Origin of the sequence: Thermococcus sp. 101 C5 (genome assembly GCF_009372125.1) — an archaeon.
Classification (GTDB): domain Archaea; phylum Methanobacteriota_B; class Thermococci; order Thermococcales; family Thermococcaceae; genus Thermococcus_A; species Thermococcus_A bergensis.
On the sequence record NZ_WHIZ01000044.1, the window covers coordinates 1 to 17,464 of the forward strand.

Genomic DNA, 17,464 nt, shown 5'->3' on the forward strand with positions numbered 1-17,464 from the left:
AAAGACGAGGAAAAGCCAACGGAAAACCCATTTTCAAAAAGCAAGTAATAATGCTGGATGATCATCTTTTCAAACTCAACCTTGAAGGGGGATTTATCAAGCTCTCAACTCCAAGTGGAAGGCTGGAACTGGAGTTTTACCCGGCAAAACACCACGGGAAGTTCAGGAACTGGAAGGTCGGCCAAGCGTGGCTTGTTAAAAATCCAAAAGGAGTTTTCCTTCACGTAGTGTTCTCCAGGGAGGTTGAGGTTGGAGAGCCGAAGGCCGTTGTCGGCGTGGACTTGAACGAGAACAATGTAACCCTCAGCCTTCCAGATGGGAACTTTATCCAGATCATTACACACGAGAAGGAGATTAGGACTGGTTACTTCGTAAAGAGGAGGAAGATTCAGAGGAAGCTTAGGGCTGGAAAGAAAAGGGAAGAGCTTCTGGAAAAGTATGGGAGAAGGGAGAGGAACAGGCTGAATGACCTTTATCACAAATTGGCTAACAAAATCGTTGAATTAGCTGAAAAATACGGTGGTATTACCTTGGAGGACTTAACGGAAATCAGGGATTCGATAAGGTATTCGGCTGAGTTGAATGGTCGCTTGCACAGGTGGAGTTTTAGAAAGCTTCAATCCATTATCGAGTATAAAGCCAAGTTAAAGGGTGTGAGTGTCGTTTTTGTTGATCCTGCTTACTCTTCATCCCTGTGTCCGATATGTGGGGGGAAGCTAGTCCCGAATGGGCACAGGGTTTTAAAGTGCTCGAATTGTGGTTTTGAGGCTGATAGGGATGTGGTTGGCTCGTGGAATATTCGCTTGAAAGCCCTGAAGATGTGGGGAGTCTCCGTTCCCCCCGAAAGCCCTCCGATGAAGACGGGAGGAGGGAAGCCTACCCGTTACGAAATTAACGCCCTACACGCACTTTACTGGTAGGCAGAACGGTGAACCCATGAACGAACTCGCTATAATTGTATTTGTTCCCCTAATAGCTGGTGCTCTGGCATGGCTCATTGATGTGAAGGGTATTAGAGAGATCATTGGTGTTTTAGGAGCCGCGATTCCACTCGGATACACCGCTCTGCTATACCAGAAAACAGGCGAAGGTCTTAGCTTTGCCCTCAACTTAGGGGTCTTCAAGCTAACCTTTGCCCTGAACACATTGAGTTGGTTTTTCCTTGGAATAGGTGCTTTAGTAGGATTTTCGGCAATACTCGCTCTGGTATCTACTGGCAAAGACAGCTACGAGTGGCTGTTCGCGTTAATGAGCCTCAGCGGGGTACTTGGAGTATTTCTCGCAAACGACCTGCTGACGTTCTTCATCTTCTGGGAGATAATGACCTTTGCAAGCTTTATGATGGTACTCCACTACAACAGAGCTGCGTCACTCAAGTACTTCCTGCTGAGTGTCTTTGGAGCATACGCAATGCTTATTGCATTGGGAATGATTTACGCAAAGCTCGGCACGTTTGACTTTGCCCAGATACAGCAGGCAATGTACCAAGATGCCTATGCAGCAGCCTTTGGGGCAGATACAGTCTTCAGCAAAGGTGAGAGTGCTCTCATTTACCTGCTCTTCCTCATAGCATTTGGGGTCAAAGCCGGAATGTTCCCACTCCATGTGTGGGCGTCAGATGCTTACTCTGAAACAAACCAGAGTTATGCAGCCATGTTCAGTGGAGTTCTAAGCAAGGCGGGAGTTTATGGATTCATAATGCTGTACATCCTCATGGGAACCCGTCTAGCGATTGAGATTGGAGGGTTTAGAAGCACTACAAAGTTCGGCTACATAATAGCCTTCCTCGGAGGTCTAACAATAATCGTCGGTGGTCTCCTGGCTGCTCTCCAAGAAGATATAAGAAAGCTCTTCGCATACTCAAGTATAAGCCAAGTTGGCTACATACTGGTCGGTATAGGGGTGGGCACGGCTTTAAGCATGCAGGCAGCTCTCTTCCACGCCTTAAGCCACGCACTCTTCAAGGGATTGTTCTTCCTTATAGTGGCTACGATCGTTTACCGCACAGGAAAGACAAGCTTCGCAGACATGGGAGGATTGGCTGAGAAGATGCCCTTTACCTTTGCCATGGCATTCGTGGCGATTTTGAGCTTAGCAGGTATACCCCCACTCGTTGGATTTGCGAGCAAGTGGGTGCTCTTTGAAGCTGTGATAAGCCAGAACCTCCCGATACTCGGCGGCATGGTCTTCTTTGGAAGCGCAATAGGTTTCGTTTACCTGATAAGGTTTACCTATGCCGTTTGGTTCGGTCAGAGACCAACAGACCTTGATGATACCAAAGACGCTCCACTGCCAATGGCAATAGCCATGGCAATACTGGCCCTTTTCAACGTCGTCTTGGGCATAGCTCCAGGATTGGTTGCCAGAGAGCTCAACAAAATCTTTGGAAAAGAAGTCATCGGTGGAAACCTCTTCATACTTGACTTGGGCTTTGGAAGATACAACGCGCTGGCAATACTCATATACCTGATAGTGGGCATCATCATCGCAGGAATAATCTACTTCCTTGGAGCAAAGGTCAGAAAGGTCCCCGTTACAGACACCTACCAGTCAGGTAACCCCGTTACGATGGAGTACAACCTCACCATAAGAAGAAACTTCTTCCTTCCTCTGAAGGAGACCCTATCCTTCTGGCTCAGGATAAGCTTCGACAAGCTCTACAGGGACATAGGGGCTTGGATTGAAGACTTAGCAGAAGTTTTGAGGAATTTCATATACAACGGAAACACTCAAAGCTATGCATGGTATCTGGCGATAGTCTTGTTAATCCTTGCACTATGGGGGGTGTGAAGAATGATTGAAACCGCTTTGAAGGCTCTCCTAATTTTAATTTATGCAACCTTCGTGGGATTTATGTTCATGGGAATAATCAGAATAGTCACGGCGAGAATTCACAGAAGAGTTGGGCCGCCGATTTACCAGCCCATCCTTGATACCATAAAGCTCCTCTCAAAGAAGAGCAACATAACCCATGGTTTAATCTACGACTTCGGTGTTATCTACGCCCTAGGAGCGACAATACTGGCTTTGATGTTCATTCCTATTGGCAGCATTGGAGTCCTTAGAGCCTATGGTGACCTAGTGCTTATCACCTTCCTCCTCGAAATCCCAATGCTCGGAATAATGTTCGCCGCAATGAGTTCCGGAAACCCCTATGCAGGCATAGGTGCCCAGCGTGCACTCCTGACGATGCTCGCCATCCAGGTACCGCTTGGATTTGCCATAGTGGCTCTTGCAGAGTTCTACGGCACCTTCAGCACCTACGAGATAGTGATGGCTCAGCAAACGATGGGGTGGAGCATAATTCACCTTCCACTGTTGTTGGCTGCAATAGCCTACGACCTTGTCCTGCAGGCAATGTTTGGAAAGGAGCCCTTTGATATCATGATTGCTCCTGGTGAGATCTCCCTCGGTCCGATGGTCGAGTTTGGCGGCAAGCACATGGGAATACTCCAGATACAGCACGCCATAGCCCTCTTTGCAGAAACGCTATTCTTTGCGAACATATTCCTTGGAGGAGCAGTAGTTACGGCATTCTCAAGCCCGATTTTGAACACCATCGCAAGTTTGGCAATACTCCTTGTTAAGCAAATAGCGGTGTTGCTTGTAGCTACCTTCATGGGAGCGATATTCCCAAGGTTCACAATAGACCAAGCTGCAAAGTTCTACTGGAAGTGGCCCACGATAATAGCCGCCCTTGGAGCTATCTTAGCAAGCCTGTGAGGTGATAAAAATGGTAGATTGGAGACTGTATGAACCGCTCATTAACTTCGCGAGAAAGAGGAGCATGTGGATTGTTGCATTTTGTACAGGGTGTGGGGGTATTGAAATGCCCCCCTTAATGACCTCAAGATATGACCTGGAACGTTTCGGTATGATGCCTAATCCGGCGCCGAGAATGGCTGATCTCTTCCTCATCACCGGCTATGTTACACCCAAGACTCTGAAGAGAATAATCATAACCTACGAGATGCAGCCCGATCCTAAGTACGTCCTTGCTCACGGTTCTTGCCCGCTCAACGGCGGTATCTACTGGGATGGCTACAACGCAATAAAGCACCTCGACAAGTACATTCCGGTTGATGTGGCCATAGCTGGCTGTATGCCAAGACCCGAGGCAGTTATGGACGGTATAAAGAAGATGATGGAGCTCATCGAGACAGGGAAGGCTGACGGGTGGAAGAGATACAAGGAGAACTATGAATATTACAAGAAGAACCAGGATGAGCTCTTTGGCGAGGGTTGGAGGGAAAAAACCGCGAGAAGATGGATTCCATGGTTGATGAACAAGAAGAAAGAGGGTGATAGGCAATGAACCTTGAAAAAGAGCAGATGATTGTTGAGAAGATACTCCAGAAAGCACCCTATGCAGAGGGAACAGTTAGGAGGCAGAGAAGGATAGAATTCCGCATTCCTCCGGACAGGATAAGGGATTTTCTCATGCTCCTTAAGGAGAACAACTTCGAGACTATGATGCAGATAACCGCGGTTGACTGGCTGAAAGATGGTGAGATAGAGCTCGTTTACCAGATGTGGAGCTACACTCACGCAGTTCACGCCTTTGTAAAGACAAGGATTCCTAGAGACGTTGATAAAGCAAGGGTACCAACTGTCAGAGACATTTACCCCGTTGCAGAGACCTATGAAAGAGACGCCCATGAGTTCTACAAGGTGACCTTTGAGGGCAACGACAAGCTTGAAATGCCGTGGATTCTTGAGGATGAGGACAGAGAAGCTGGAGTCTCTCACAGGAAGGACTTTGACATGCTCGGCTACGTTAAAAGAAAGTACAAACTGCTCGATAGGTTTGAAGAGGATAAGGAGAACTACGTAATCTGAGGTGAGAGAGATGGTTTCACAAGAGGAATTAATTAAAGAAGCGAGAGAAAACGGGATGGAGCTTTTACCCCTCGAGAAGGACACTTATGAGTTATTCTTCGGTCCACAGCACATGGCTACCGAGAACTACAGCTTAATTCTTAAAATGGACGGTCATAGGGTTGTTAAGGCCATAGCTAACGTCGGTTTCCTTCACAGAGGTTTCGAAAAGCTTGCCGAGTACAGGCCGTGGTATACCAACATAGCACTCCTCCTTAGAGTATGTGTTCCAGAGCCGGACGTTCCTGAGGCAGTGTACTCAATGGCCGTTGATGAGCTCATGGGATGGGAAGTCCCTGAGAGGGCACAGTGGATCAGGACAACAGTGCTTGAGATGGCAAGGGTTACTTCATACCTCTTCTGGACTATGGGGCTGGCGTTTAAGTTAGGTGTCTACACCGCTGGACAGTGGGCTGCCGCTTATAGAGAGAGGTTCATGGCGCTCTTCGAGCAGCTTACCGGAGCGAGGGTCTATCACATCTACACAATCCCCGGAGGAGTTAGAAGGGACATACCCGGCGATAAGTGGCTGAGACAACTGAATGACACTGTGGAATACCTGAAAGACAAGCTCAAGGACTTCGACAACATCCTCTTCGAAAACTATATCACATACAAGAGGCTTGAGGGCATAGGTGTTATGGACAAGAAGTTTGCTCTGGAAGAGGGCGTAACGGGGCCAAATCTCAGGGCAACGGGAGTTAAGGCCGATGTGAGAAGACTCGACCCATATCTCCTTTACCCGGAGCTTGATTTTGAGGTACCGGTGCTCAAAGAGGGAGATGCACTGGCAAGAGCTCTCATAAGGAGATTCGAACTTGAGCAAGACCTCTACATCCTCGAACAGCTCCTTGAAATGGGACCGCCGAGCGGGCCCTACAAAGTTGAAGACCCCAGACTCAAAGCTCTTCCAAGATTCAAAGTGCCAGCTGGGGATGCCTATGCTCACGTAGAAGCTACTGTAGGAGACTTTGGAGCCTACGTTATCAGCGAGGGTGGAAACAAGCCGTATAGGGTCCAGATAAGGGGTCCAAGCATATCCCACGGAGTTAGAGTTATAGAGCAGCTTTTGGTTGGGGCGAGAATTGCAGATGTCCCGGTCATATTGATGAGCTTGGGGAACTGCCCACCAGATATAGACAGGTGATAAAAATGGAAAGTGCAAAGCAGATTGGATTTAAAGTTGCTCCCGAGGAGAAAGTTAAAAAGAAGCCTTCATTCCTCAAGCCATGGCTTTCACTTAAGTACCTCTTCAAGAAGCCCGTCACCATTAAGATCCCCTATGAGCAAACGCAGATAGCCGAGAAATATAGGGGCTTCCATACACTTGACTGGAAAAAGTGCATAGGCTGTAACATGTGCGGCCAGATTTGTCCTGCACGAGCGATAGAAATGACCTGGATAGAGGGGGAGAAGAGAGCTCACCCAAAAATAGACTACGGAAGGTGTACATTCTGCCAGTTCTGTGTTGATGTATGTCCCACCGGCGCGCTGGGTCATGTGGAACACTACATTCTAACCACAGAGTGGAAAGAAGAGGAGCTTGAGCTCTTTGATTGGGTTCCATTGCCAGAAGAAAAAGTTAGAAAGTTCAAGGATTACAGGCATCCCCTGGCTAAGATAGAGCACCTTGAGGACGGCAAAGTCAGGTACATCTTAAGGGATGGGGAAGCTGTAGAGTTCAGAATCCTCGGCTACGGGCTCAAGCCACCGGCAAAACCTCGAGCTGAGGAGAAGAAAGAAGCTAAAGAAGAAAAGAAAGCTTAGTAACCTCTTTTATTTTTTCGCAAATTCTATAAGGCTCTGCTCCCTTTCCTTTTTGGTGGGAAAATTGAAAGTTGAAGCCCTCAAGAGCATTCTTAAAGAACTCGGTGTTGAATGTGCTAGAACCATCGAGGAGAAGGTTGACCTGCAGTTTTCAGCTTTGGAGAACCTTTACAAAAACCTTAACGATGATGAGCTCTTTCTCAAACTTGTGATAGCAAATTCAATTGTTAGCTATCAGCTTTCTGCTAAAGGCGAAAAATGGTGGTGGGAGTTCTCGGAATACTTCTCAAAAAACCCTCCAAAAGGCATCGTAGCGGCTTACTCCGAGTTTTTGCCAAACTCAAAAACCAACAGGAGATTAGTCCAGCCGAAGTTAAATCGTCTTAAAAAGCTGGAGCCTTTTTTAAGCTCCCTAACGATGGAGGATTTAAGGGATTACTATCACAATATGCTGAGATTTCGGGATCATTTGGCAAGGGTCATGAATTCAAAGGAAGATGCAAAAACCATTGTTTTTGCTGTAAAAATGTTCGGCTATGCATCTAGAATAGCTTTCAAAGAGTTCACTCCCTATCCAATGGAAATCGACATCCCAAAAGACTTCAGAATCGAAAACTACACAAAAAGATTTACATCCGAGGAGCCAGTAAAATTCTGGAGAAAAATTTCGAGGGAAGTTGGTGTGCCGCCCCTCCACATAGATTCTATCCTCTGGCCCGTACTTGGAGGAGATAGAAGGGTCATTGAGAGACTGAAAAAGCACTGTGAAAAATCCGAGCTAGTTTTACAACTCGTGTCTCTTTGAGTTATTCTTTCGAACTTAAAAATGGGAACGTCGCTGAACTAATTAGGGTTTCTGAGTTTTGTTAGGAAAACCGAAAGTTTTATATATTCGAACTTCAAAAGTTTCATATGAAAACAAAAATGAGGTGATGGAAATGGTAGCTATCGGTGAAAAGTTCCCAGAGGTTGAGGTAAAAACAACCCACGGGGTAATAAAGCTCCCAGACTACTTTGCAGAAAAGGGCAAGTGGTTCTTGCTTTTCAGCCACCCAGCAGATTTCACTCCCGTCTGTACTACCGAGTTCTACGCTCTACAAAAGAGAATCGATAAGTTCAGAGAACTTGGCGTTGAGCCTATAGGACTCAGCGTTGACCAAGTATTCAGCCACATCAAATGGATGGAATGGATCAAGGAGAACCTCGGTGAGGAAATAACCTTCCCAGTTATTGCTGACGACAGGGGAGACTTAGCTGATAGACTCGGCATGATACCGAGTGGTGCAACAATAACAGCCAGGGCGGTCTTTGTAGTTGATGACAAAGGCGTTATCAGGGCAATAGTCTATTACCCAGCCGAAGTTGGTAGAGATTGGGACGAGATTTTAAGGCTCGTCAAGGCTCTAAAGATAAGCACAGAAAAGGGAGTTGCTTTGCCCCACAAGTGGCCCAACAATGAGCTTATTGGCGATAAGGTTATCGTTCCCCCGGCAAGCACGGTTGACCAAGTCAAGGAACGCGAAGAGGCCAAAGCCAAGGGCGAGATAGAGTGCTACGACTGGTGGTTCTGCTACAAGAAGCTTGAATGATCTCTTTTCTTTAACTTTGTCTTTTTCTCAGAGCTTGTTTGCTTTCTTCATTGTTAGGGCTTTGGAAGAAAATTATATAAACCTAATCCACAAACCTTATTATGACGAAAGTCGAACTTTATTGGAAGTGATGGCATATGGTCGAGTTTAAGGAAGATGTTTCTATTGTTTTGGGTGGTGCAGCAGGTCAGGGAATTCAGACAGTTGAGGAGATCCTTACAAGGGTTTTGAAGCTTTCTGGTTATAACGTCTATGCAAACAAAGAGTACATGTCAAGGGTTAGAGGCGGAATAAACACCACCGAAATCAGAGTATCATCAAAAAAGGTAAGAGCATTTGTAAGGAGGATCGATATCTTAATCCCGTTCAAGCGTGGAGTTCTTCCTTGGGTGGAAAAAAGGCTCACAGAGAACACAGTGGTTTTGGGCGAAAAGGAAAACGTTGAGGAGGAATACCTCAGCAGAGTAAACTTTGTTGAAGTGCCCCTCAATGAAATGGCAAAAGAAGTTGGCAGTCCTCTGTATTTAAACACAATAGCAGCGGGAGTTGTGGTTGGACTCTTCCACGGAGACTTTGAGGCTCTCGAGGAATATCTGAGAAAAAGATTTGGCAGCAAAGGAGAAGAGGTTGTGTTAAAAAACATTGAAGCCGCTAGGAAAGGTTACGAGCTTGGAGTAAAGCTGTGTGAAGAGGGAACAATTAGAATTGAGGTTAAAAGAGACGAAAACGTTAAGAAAGAGGTTCTTTTAAGCGGCACCGAGGCTGTAGCCTTAGGTGCAGTCGCTGGGGGAATGAACTTCCTGAGCTTTTATCCCATGAGCCCCTCCACAGGTGTTGCTGTCTTCTCTGCCCAGCATGCCGAGGACTTTGAAATAGTAGTGGAGCAGGTAGAGGATGAGATAGCTGCAATAAACATGGCTCTGGGAGCATGGTTCGCCGGTGCAAGGGGAATGGTAACAACCTCGGGAGGCGGCTTTGCCTTGATGAGCGAAGCCCTAAGCTTAGCTGGAATGGCAGAAAATCCAGTGGTAATCCATCTCGCCCAAAGACCCGGTCCGGCAACGGGATTGCCCACAAGAACAATGCAAGGCGACTTGAACCTTGTTCTTTATTCTGGCCATGGTGAATTTCCAAGAATAGTTCTCGCACCAGGGAGCATTGAGGAGGCTTTTTACCTTACGGCAGAGGCTTTCAATTTAGCGGACAAATACCAAGTGCCTGTGATAATCTTAACGGATCAATACTTTGTCGATACCTATTACAACCTCCCAGAGCTTGATCTAAGCAAAATTAAGATGGAAAAGTACATTGTGGAGAGCGATGAGGACTACAAGAGGTACAAGCTCACCGAAGATGGCATTTCTCCAAGGAGCATTCCCAGATACGGAAAGGGTGTTGTGGTGGCTAATGGAAACGAACACGACGAGTGGGGAGACATAACCGAAGACGAGGAACTTTCAAGGCTGATGCAGGAGAAAAGGGCAATAAAGAAACTTGAAACAATAAGGAAAAATACCATGATGCCGGAACTTGTGGGGAGAGAGAATGCAAAATACGTCATTGTCGCATGGGGTTCAACCTACCATGTGATAAGAGAAGCCCTCGAAGTTCTCAACAGGGAAGACGTAGCGTTTCTGCACTTTAAGTGGGTGTATCCTCTGCCCGAGAAGGTTGAAGGTCTCTTGGAAGGCAAAGTGATAATAGACATCGAGCAAAACGTTACAGCACAGTTCGCAGAGCTTTTAAAGAAAGAGTTTGGGCTAGAGATCCATCACAAGATTTTGAAGTATGATGGGAGGCCTTTCTCCGTTGAAGAGATTCTTGATGCTCTTAAGGAGGTGTTAGAATGATCTCTCCGCTTATTTTTGAACCCGAAAGACCCGGAAGCAAGGACATAGCCTGGTGTCCCGGGTGTGGGAACTTCGGTATTAGGAATATTTTGAAGTCCGCCTTTGCCGAGCTCAACCTAAGGCCGCAGGATGTTGTCATAATAAGCGGAATTGGCCAAGCGGCAAAAATGCCCCACTACATAAACGTTAACGGCTACCACACCCTTCACGGTCGTTCAATTCCAATAGCTACAGCTGTTAAAGCCGCAAATCCATCTTTGACGGTAATAGCGGAGGGTGGAGATGGAGACATGTACGCTGAAGGAGGCAACCACCTTCTCCACGCCATAAGAAGAAACCCAGACATAACGGTTTTAGTCCACGACAATCAGATTTACGGACTTACAAAAGGTCAGGCTTCTCCCACAACAATGCTGGGGATGAAAACTCCTACTCAACCTTGGGGAGTCTTTGAAGAGCCTTTCAACCCAATAGCCTTGGCAATAGCTCTGGATGCATCTTTTGTAGCAAGGACTTTCATGGGATACTTCAAAGAGAGCGTGGAGATAATCAAAAAGGCAATTCAGCATAAAGGATTAGCCATAGTAGACATCTTCCATCCATGTGTGAGCTTCAACAAGGTGAACACCTACGAATGGTATCGCGAGCACACTTACTGGATGAAAGACCACAACCCCTACGACAGGGAGGAGGCCTTTAAGAGAGCTATAGAGAGCGATCCCCTCCCACTGGGAGTGTTCTACATCCATGAAAAGCCAACCTTTGAAGAGCAGGTTCCAGCTTATAAAAGGGACAAAACACCGCTGTGGCAGAGGAAGCCTAAGCTTGAAGAAATTGGAAAAATTTTGGAGGCTAAGAGAACGTTTTGATTTTTTATAAATTTTTGAGGTGAGTAAGGTGATTGGAGAAAAAGCACCGGATTTTGTGTTGAAAGACCAAAATGGGGAGGAATTTAAGCTTTCAGATTTTAGAGGGAAGAAAGTTCTCCTATCCTTCCACCCACTGGCATGGACAGGTATTTGCGAAAAGCAGATGAAAGCTTTGGAAGAAAACTATGAAAAATTTGAAACCCTAAACGTTCTCCCGGTTGGTATAAGCGTTGACCCCATGCCGAGTAAAAAGGCCTGGGCTGAACACATGGGGCTTAAGAAACTCAGGATTCTGAGCGACTTTTGGCCTCATGGTGAGGTTGCAAAGCTATATGGACTTTTTAGAGAAAAGGATGGCATTTCAGAAAGGGCAAACGTTTTGGTTGATGAAGAAGGGAAGATAGCCTTCTACAAAGTTTACCCAATAAGGGAGCTTCCCAACTTGGAAGAGATATTCGAGTTTCTGGAAGGATGAAAAGCTTTTTATATTTCTATTTTTAAACTAAATTGGGGTGGTGAAAAAATGCCAAAGGTTTGGATAGAGAAACTTCTTGACGAACCTGAGCTCTACCTTTTGAGGATTGACGATGACAAAATAAAATACTTCGAGGCAACGTGGGACATTCCGGAAGGAATAACCTATAATGCTTACCTCATGAAGACAGATAGTGCAGTTGTTCTTTTTGATGCCTGGAAAAAAGACTATACCAGTGAATTCCTTGAAGCACTCTCAAGTATAGTTGATCCCAAGGAGATAACCCACATAGTTGTTCATCACACGGAACCAGATCACAGCGGGGCTTTGCCAAAAATCCTCGAATTAAACGGGTACAAGGCGAAAATCATAGGCACCATATTTGCAAAGAGACTTTTAGAGGCGTTTTATGATATCAAAGAGAACGTTCATGCAATTGAAGATGGAGAAGAGTTGAAGATAGGTAGCAGGACTTTAAAGTTCATAACGGTTCCATGGCTTCACTGGCCTGATACCATGATAACCTATGTTGTTGAGGACAAAATAATCTTTAGCTGTGATGCAGGAGGAGGATATTCAATTCCCGAAGCCATAGATGACAGTGACGATGAAGTCGTTGAGAAGTACCTCCCCTACGTTACCAAGTATATAGTTACTGTTATCGGCCACTACCACAAGTACATCGTGGAGAACATTGAGAAGATAAAAGAGCTCGGCATAGTGGACGATGTTAGGATGATCCTTCCGGGGCATGGATTGATATGGCGTAAGAATCCACAGAAGATCTTTGAACACTATGCAAATGTCGGCGCTGGAGTACCGAAGAAAGGCAAGGTCTTGGTGGTTTACGATTCGATGTACGGCTTCGTTGAGGAAAGCGTTAGAGTGGCAGTTAACGAGCTAGAAAGGCTCGGCTTTACTCCGATAGTTTACAGATATACCGACAAAGAGGCTCCAGCGGTGAGCGACATTCTTGGAGAAGTTCCGGATAGTGAGGCGCTTATTATTGGGGCTTCAACATACGAAGCGGGTATACACCCGAGAATAAGGTATCTTCTCTATGAGATGCTCGATAAAGCCAACTATGAAAAGCCTGTTCTTATACTAGGAACATTCGGATGGGCAGGGGTAGCTGGGAGAGAGATAGAGACACTAATCAAGAGGTCAAAGTTTGACCACGTGGACACAATAGAAGTAAAGGGCAGAACTACGCCAGAGGACGAGATAAAAATTAGGGAAGGAGTTAGGAAGCTTGTGGAAAAGCTTAAAGGATAATTTTTCCTAAATTTTTTCAATGCATTTTGCTATAGGCTTCAAGACCAAATATAGGGATACTTTATTTTAGAAAAAGTGTTAAATACAATTGCAATGGATATTCTTTTAGGTGATTCGTAATGGAAGAAGAAATAGTTAAGAAATTGGAAAGTCTTTCTGAGAGAGAAATACTGGGGTATGCGATAGGATCTGAAGAAGATGCAAAGGAATTCTACCTAAAACTTGCTCAAGGAAACTCGGAGCTTATGAAAAAATTCTTTGAAGACCTTGCAAAAGCGGAGGAGGCACATAAAGCTCTTCTTTTGAATTTACATAAGAAAGTGTTTGGAGATGTGAATTACGTAGTTCCTAAGGATATTCCATTTGCAGAGAGCACGGTAAATGAAGTAACTTTAGGCGCAATGGTTGAGGCCATGAGAACTGCATTAATGAACGAAAAGGTAGCGGAGAGAGTTTATAGGCTTTTGGCTAAAAGACTGCCTGAACATGAGGCTCTTTTTGAGTTCTTGGCAACACAGGAGAGGGCTCATTACAAAGCAATCGAAGCCCACAAGGAATATCTCGAGGGACTCATGAGAGGGAAGCCAGATTATGCCGATATGCCTGCCCATGTGATATTTAATCAGGTAGAAATCTACTACAAGCCAAGAGTTCTCTGAAGGGAAGTCCTATGAGGGTTGTCATAATTGGAAATGGGCCTGGAGGAGTAGAATTAGCCAATCAGCTTTCTGGAGAGCATGAAGTTACAATAGTGGAGCGAGAAGAAGTTTTGCACTACAGCAAGCCCATGCTGAGTCACTACATAGCGGGGTTAGTTGAAAAAGAAAAACTTTTCCCATATTCCCTTGAATGGTATGAAAAGAAGGGGATAAACCTTAAACTTGGAGTAAAGGCCGAGGTAATAGATAGGGCTCGGAAAGTACTGATAACAACGGAAGGCGAGATACCCTATGATGTCTTAGTTATAGCCACCGGTGCCAGGCCAAGAGAACCAACCTTCGAGGGCAAAGAGTTTGTGCACACCCTTAGAACACTCCAAGATGCCGAGAAGATTAAAGAGCAAATGGAGAAACATGAAGAAGCTCTGATACTTGGTGGGGGATTTATAGCCTTAGAACTTGCCGCAAACTTCGCAAAGGCGGGTTATAAAGCTAAGGTGGTTCACAGGGGAAATACTCTTCTCGGCCTTGATGAGGAGCTCACGAAAATAATAGTAGAAAAGCTCGAATGCAGTGGAGTTGAGTTTTACCTCAATACAAATGTTCTGAAAGCCGATAAAGATGGAGTTTTTACTGATAGGGGGTACATAAAGGGAAAAGTTAAGATATCTGCCTTTGGGATTATCCCTAACAAAGAGATAGCGGTTAGGAGTGGAATTCACGCTGGGAGAGGAATACTTATTGACGACCACTTTCGAACTTCGGCAAAGGATGTTTACGCTATCGGAGATTGCGCCGAGTACAATGGAATAATATCCGGCACTGCAAAGGCTGCTGTAGGGCATGCAAGAGTTCTTGCCAACATTTTGAAGGGCAGAGAGGATAGATATGACTTTGAATTCCGTTCCACCGTTTTTAAATTCGGTGATTTCCCAATAGGAATAATCGGGAAGACCAAAGGAGAAGGAAAGTGGCTGGATGGGAAGACAAAAGTTTTCCTTGAAGAAGGGAAAATAGTTGGGGCAGTTGTTATCGAAGATATAAGAAGGGCAATGACACTGGAGAGGAAGATAAAAGCGGGAGTTAGCATGGATGGACTGTGATGTTCTTTCCTCATCTTATAAATTTCGGAGAGAAAACCTTTTATATTTCTACATCGAAATTAATAATGCCATTTTGAGGTGATGGGTATGGTGGTTGAAAGAAAAATGACCAAGAAGTTTCTGGAAGAGGCTTACGCAGGAGAGAGCATGGCTCACATGAGGTACATGATTTTTGCAGACGTGGCTGAGAGGGAAGGATTCCCAAACATAGCAAAGCTTTTCAGGGCAATAGCCTTTGCGGAGCTCGTGCATGCAAGAAATCACTATGAAGCTTTGGGCAACGTTAAAGACACCCCAAGCAACCTCCAGGTGGCAATAGACGGTGAGACCTTTGAAGTTGAGGAAATGTACCCAGTTTATAAAGCAACGGCGGAACTTCAGGGAGAGAAAGAAGCTGTTAAAAGCACATATTATGCCCTGGAGGCAGAAAAAATCCATGCAGAGCTTTACAAGAAAGCAAAAGAACTTGCAGAGGAAGGTAAGGACATCAAAATCAAGAAGGTTTACATATGTCCGGTTTGCGGTTATACAGCCGTAGATGAAGTCCCGGAGTACTGCCCAGTATGCGGTGCTCCCAAAGACAAGTTCGTGGTGTTTGAGTAGCCCTTTCGTTTTTTGCTCCATTTAGTTCGGAGCGCAAACTTTATAAGGTTAATCTAATAATATTAGGGTGGTGAAAACATGGCAAAGTGGAAATGCATAGTTTGTGGATACATATATGATGAGGAAGCCGGAGACCCGGATAGCGGAATTGCTCCGGGAACAAAGTTTGAGGACATCCCGGATGATTGGGTATGCCCGCTCTGTGGAGCTCAGAAGGATATGTTTGAAAAAATAGAGTGAGGTGGAGGAGATGATAAGTGGAACTATTAAGAGTGGGGACTGGAAGGGAGAAAAGCACGTTCCGGTTATAGAGTACAAGAAGGAAGGCGACCTTATTAAGGTTAAGGTGCAGGTCGGCAAGGAAGTTCCCCACCCAAACACGCCAGAGCACCACATAGCATGGATTGAGCTCTACTTCCATCCGGAAGGAGAGAACTTTCCAATCATGGTCGGGCGTGCTGAGTTTACCCACCACTCAGACCCACTAAGCGAGCCTATAGCCAAGTTCTTCTTCAGGACTCAGAAGAAGGGCAAGCTCTATGCCTTGAGCTACTGCAACATTCACGGCCTCTGGGAGAATGAGGTCCAGCTTGAGTGACCCTTTTCTACTTTTTCTGTTTGTTTTGGACTCTCCAGATGTTTAAGAGTATGGAGCTTTTCTTGGGAACAAACTTAGCATGTTTTCTAAAATCTACGAAAGTTTACCGGAAGGTTTATTTAGTTTTCTTCCCAATTATCTGGGTAAAAACTTGGACGATGGAAGCATGATAAGTGTTTATCAAACTCTCATGGGCCTCTGTGGAGTACTGACTCTTGCGGGAATTTTCCTTACCTGGAACCTTTCAAGAAAGATTGAGAACTTCTTTTTAGGACATAGGAGGCTTTCTTGGTACATCCTCTTTGGAGGAATACTAACTTCGCTCGGCTTTATCGCGACAATGTTTGAAGTTCATAGGGGCATTATAACCATTGCAATCCTTTTGGGGCCTGTTTTAATAGCCTATTCCCTCTCGGAAAGTGGACTTGTTAGGGCTACTTGGACAATGCTCTTGCAAGTTAGTATTGTAGCTGGGAGTGCCATCTTTGTAAGGGAGAGCTTTTATACCGTTGAGTTAGCCTCTTCAGTGGCCATTCTCCTTCTCATCAATGCCATATCAGGCTATGTTAGAACCCCTGAAGAGTATAAAAAGCTTGCAGGGATATCGTCTTGGACTTTTGTAGTATTCATCTGGCTCAACATCTTTGCTGTAGAAATTGCCCCAGCAGTGTATTTCTTTTCCATGAGCCTGTGGATTTACACCTTAGTGAGGCTCCATTACGTGGCAGCTGAAAGGCTTGGCAATTCTACCATGAGACTTTTATATTCGAGTTAGAGGGTTTGTCACTAGAACCTTTATTTGATGGAAAGATTTTAGTATGGAAAAGCCCTATTAGTAAATGTCTTGTTTTTGAAATGAGGTGGAAAAAATGGTGGAGATTGACATGGGGATTCCCCTTGAAAGGGTGAACGAGTTCTCTCTGAAGGAGCTTTTGGGAATGGCAATAAAAGCGGAAATAGGAGCAAAGGAGTTTTATAAGAGCATGGCTGCGAACGTTGAGATAGAAACCCTAAAGAAAAAGCTGGAATTTCTCGCTGGAGAGGAGGAAAAGCACGAGGAATTTTTGAGAAAGCTCTATGCTCAGTCATTCCCTGGGGAGGAAATAGTGTTCCCTAAGGAACATGTTGGGCCCGAGTTAAAGCCCGTCGCGGAGAAAATTAAAAGCGTTCAAGACGTTATTGACTTAATCAGATGGGCTATGGAGGCGGAGAGAATTGCCAGCGAATTTTACTCCAAGCTTGAAGAGATGACGGATGACAACGCTAAGAAGGGCCTTCTTAGATACCTTGCTTCAATGGAGAATACGCACTACTCTATCTTGAAGACAGAATACGAGCTCCTCCTCGACTGGGAGATGTACAGCCAGATGATGCATGTTGGGCCGTGAGGCCTTCTTATTTTTGAACTTTTGCAACTGCTTGCGGGGAATCATGAGACGGCTGGATCTTGGTAAAGACAGTCTTTCCTTCTTTTTTGCCGGTATCAGGGCGTGTTTATAGTAACCTTTATTAGGGTTTTTGCTGAATTCTTTCAGGTGGTTGTCGTGATCCCCAGATGGGATCACAGACTCAAAGACCCTGAAAGCGTGGCATTCGCAATTCTTGACGTTTTAGCAGACTTCGAATCAGAAGGAAAGCTGAAGAACCTGCCAAAATCCAAAAAATTTCCAGTAAAAACAATACTGGCAATACTCCTCTTTAAACAATACTACAACCTACCTCTCAGAGACGCCCAGCACTACGGCAGAAAATTCTTCGGAGCAAACATTCACTACTCAACCCTCCACAACTGGGAGAA

Annotated in this window: 21 protein-coding genes; all 21 read left to right on the forward strand. The window is 45.3% G+C overall.

The annotated features are described in order from the left end of the window. The coding region (locus GBV73_RS07360; protein ID WP_152880431.1) for an RNA-guided endonuclease TnpB family protein at positions 1 to 920 on the forward strand (920 nt) is incomplete at its 5' end. A gap of 16 nt (positions 921 to 936) precedes the next feature. Next, on the forward strand, positions 937 to 2,790 hold the full coding sequence (locus GBV73_RS07365; protein ID WP_152880433.1) for a proton-conducting transporter membrane subunit: 1,854 nt from the start codon (positions 937 to 939) through the stop codon (positions 2,788 to 2,790). Positions 2,791 to 2,793: 3 nt separating this feature from the next. Further along, complete coding sequence (locus GBV73_RS07370; RefSeq protein ID WP_152880435.1) at positions 2,794 to 3,723, forward strand: respiratory chain complex I subunit 1 family protein; 930 nt, start codon at positions 2,794 to 2,796, stop codon at positions 3,721 to 3,723. A gap of 10 nt (positions 3,724 to 3,733) precedes the next feature. Continuing rightward, positions 3,734 to 4,315 carry an NADH-quinone oxidoreductase subunit B family protein gene (locus GBV73_RS07375; protein ID WP_152880437.1) on the forward strand — a complete coding sequence of 194 codons (582 nt, stop codon included), beginning with the start codon at positions 3,734 to 3,736 and terminating at the stop codon, positions 4,313 to 4,315. Then, entirely contained in the window at positions 4,312 to 4,839 is a 528-nt protein-coding gene (locus GBV73_RS07380) for an NADH-quinone oxidoreductase subunit C (protein ID WP_152880439.1), read from the forward strand. The genes GBV73_RS07375 and GBV73_RS07380 overlap by 4 nt, the downstream gene beginning before the upstream one ends. A gap of 10 nt (positions 4,840 to 4,849) precedes the next feature. Further along, positions 4,850 to 6,025 carry an NADH-quinone oxidoreductase subunit D gene (locus tag GBV73_RS07385; RefSeq protein ID WP_152880441.1) on the forward strand — a complete coding sequence of 392 codons (1,176 nt, stop codon included), beginning with the start codon at positions 4,850 to 4,852 and terminating at the stop codon, positions 6,023 to 6,025. Between the two features lie 5 nt (positions 6,026 to 6,030). Continuing rightward, positions 6,031 to 6,645 (forward strand): NADH-quinone oxidoreductase subunit NuoI, encoded by a 615-nt coding sequence (gene nuoI / locus GBV73_RS07390; protein WP_152880443.1) that lies wholly within the window; start codon positions 6,031 to 6,033, stop codon positions 6,643 to 6,645. A gap of 52 nt (positions 6,646 to 6,697) precedes the next feature. After that, a complete protein-coding gene (locus GBV73_RS07395; RefSeq protein WP_152880445.1) occupies positions 6,698 to 7,450 on the forward strand; it encodes an N-glycosylase/DNA lyase in 753 nt (250 codons plus the stop codon). A gap of 127 nt (positions 7,451 to 7,577) precedes the next feature. Next, on the forward strand, positions 7,578 to 8,234 hold the full coding sequence (locus GBV73_RS07400) for a peroxiredoxin (RefSeq protein ID WP_152880447.1): 657 nt from the start codon (positions 7,578 to 7,580) through the stop codon (positions 8,232 to 8,234). Positions 8,235 to 8,371: 137 nt separating this feature from the next. After that, positions 8,372 to 10,084, forward strand: a complete 1,713-nt coding sequence (locus GBV73_RS07405) for a 2-oxoacid:acceptor oxidoreductase subunit alpha (RefSeq protein ID WP_152880450.1) — start codon at positions 8,372 to 8,374, stop codon at positions 10,082 to 10,084. After that, a complete protein-coding gene (locus GBV73_RS07410; RefSeq protein WP_152880452.1) occupies positions 10,081 to 10,953 on the forward strand; it encodes a thiamine pyrophosphate-dependent enzyme in 873 nt (290 codons plus the stop codon). Before GBV73_RS07405 ends, GBV73_RS07410 begins: the two co-directional genes overlap by 4 nt. A 28-nt stretch (positions 10,954 to 10,981) precedes the next feature. Then, positions 10,982 to 11,428, forward strand: a complete 447-nt coding sequence (locus GBV73_RS07415; RefSeq protein WP_371717059.1) for a peroxiredoxin — start codon at positions 10,982 to 10,984, stop codon at positions 11,426 to 11,428. Positions 11,429 to 11,476: 48 nt separating this feature from the next. After that, positions 11,477 to 12,703, forward strand: coding sequence for an FprA family A-type flavoprotein (locus GBV73_RS07420; RefSeq protein ID WP_152880454.1), 1,227 nt, complete (start codon positions 11,477 to 11,479; stop codon positions 12,701 to 12,703). 119 nt (positions 12,704 to 12,822) lie between these two features. Beyond that, positions 12,823 to 13,362: a ferritin family protein gene (locus GBV73_RS07425; RefSeq protein WP_152880456.1), complete on the forward strand. Its 540-nt coding sequence runs from the start codon at positions 12,823 to 12,825 to the stop codon at positions 13,360 to 13,362. A gap of 11 nt (positions 13,363 to 13,373) precedes the next feature. Then, positions 13,374 to 14,465, forward strand: coding sequence for an NAD(P)/FAD-dependent oxidoreductase (locus GBV73_RS07430; protein WP_152880458.1), 1,092 nt, complete (start codon positions 13,374 to 13,376; stop codon positions 14,463 to 14,465). Between the two features lie 87 nt (positions 14,466 to 14,552). After that, on the forward strand, positions 14,553 to 15,068 hold the full coding sequence (locus GBV73_RS07435) for a rubrerythrin family protein (protein WP_152880459.1): 516 nt from the start codon (positions 14,553 to 14,555) through the stop codon (positions 15,066 to 15,068). 78 nt (positions 15,069 to 15,146) lie between these two features. Continuing rightward, positions 15,147 to 15,308, forward strand: a complete 162-nt coding sequence (gene rd / locus GBV73_RS07440) for a rubredoxin (RefSeq protein ID WP_152880461.1) — start codon at positions 15,147 to 15,149, stop codon at positions 15,306 to 15,308. A gap of 10 nt (positions 15,309 to 15,318) precedes the next feature. After that, entirely contained in the window at positions 15,319 to 15,666 is a 348-nt protein-coding gene (locus GBV73_RS07445) for a class II SORL domain-containing protein (protein WP_152880463.1), read from the forward strand. A gap of 151 nt (positions 15,667 to 15,817) precedes the next feature. Beyond that, on the forward strand, positions 15,818 to 16,441 hold the full coding sequence (locus GBV73_RS07450; protein ID WP_253910326.1) for a hypothetical protein: 624 nt from the start codon (positions 15,818 to 15,820) through the stop codon (positions 16,439 to 16,441). 94 nt (positions 16,442 to 16,535) lie between these two features. Beyond that, positions 16,536 to 17,054: a ferritin family protein gene (locus GBV73_RS07455; RefSeq protein ID WP_152880465.1), complete on the forward strand. Its 519-nt coding sequence runs from the start codon at positions 16,536 to 16,538 to the stop codon at positions 17,052 to 17,054. Positions 17,055 to 17,156: 102 nt separating this feature from the next. Continuing rightward, positions 17,157 to 17,464: hypothetical protein (locus tag GBV73_RS07460; RefSeq protein WP_152878644.1), on the forward strand; the 308-nt coding region annotated here is incomplete at its 3' end.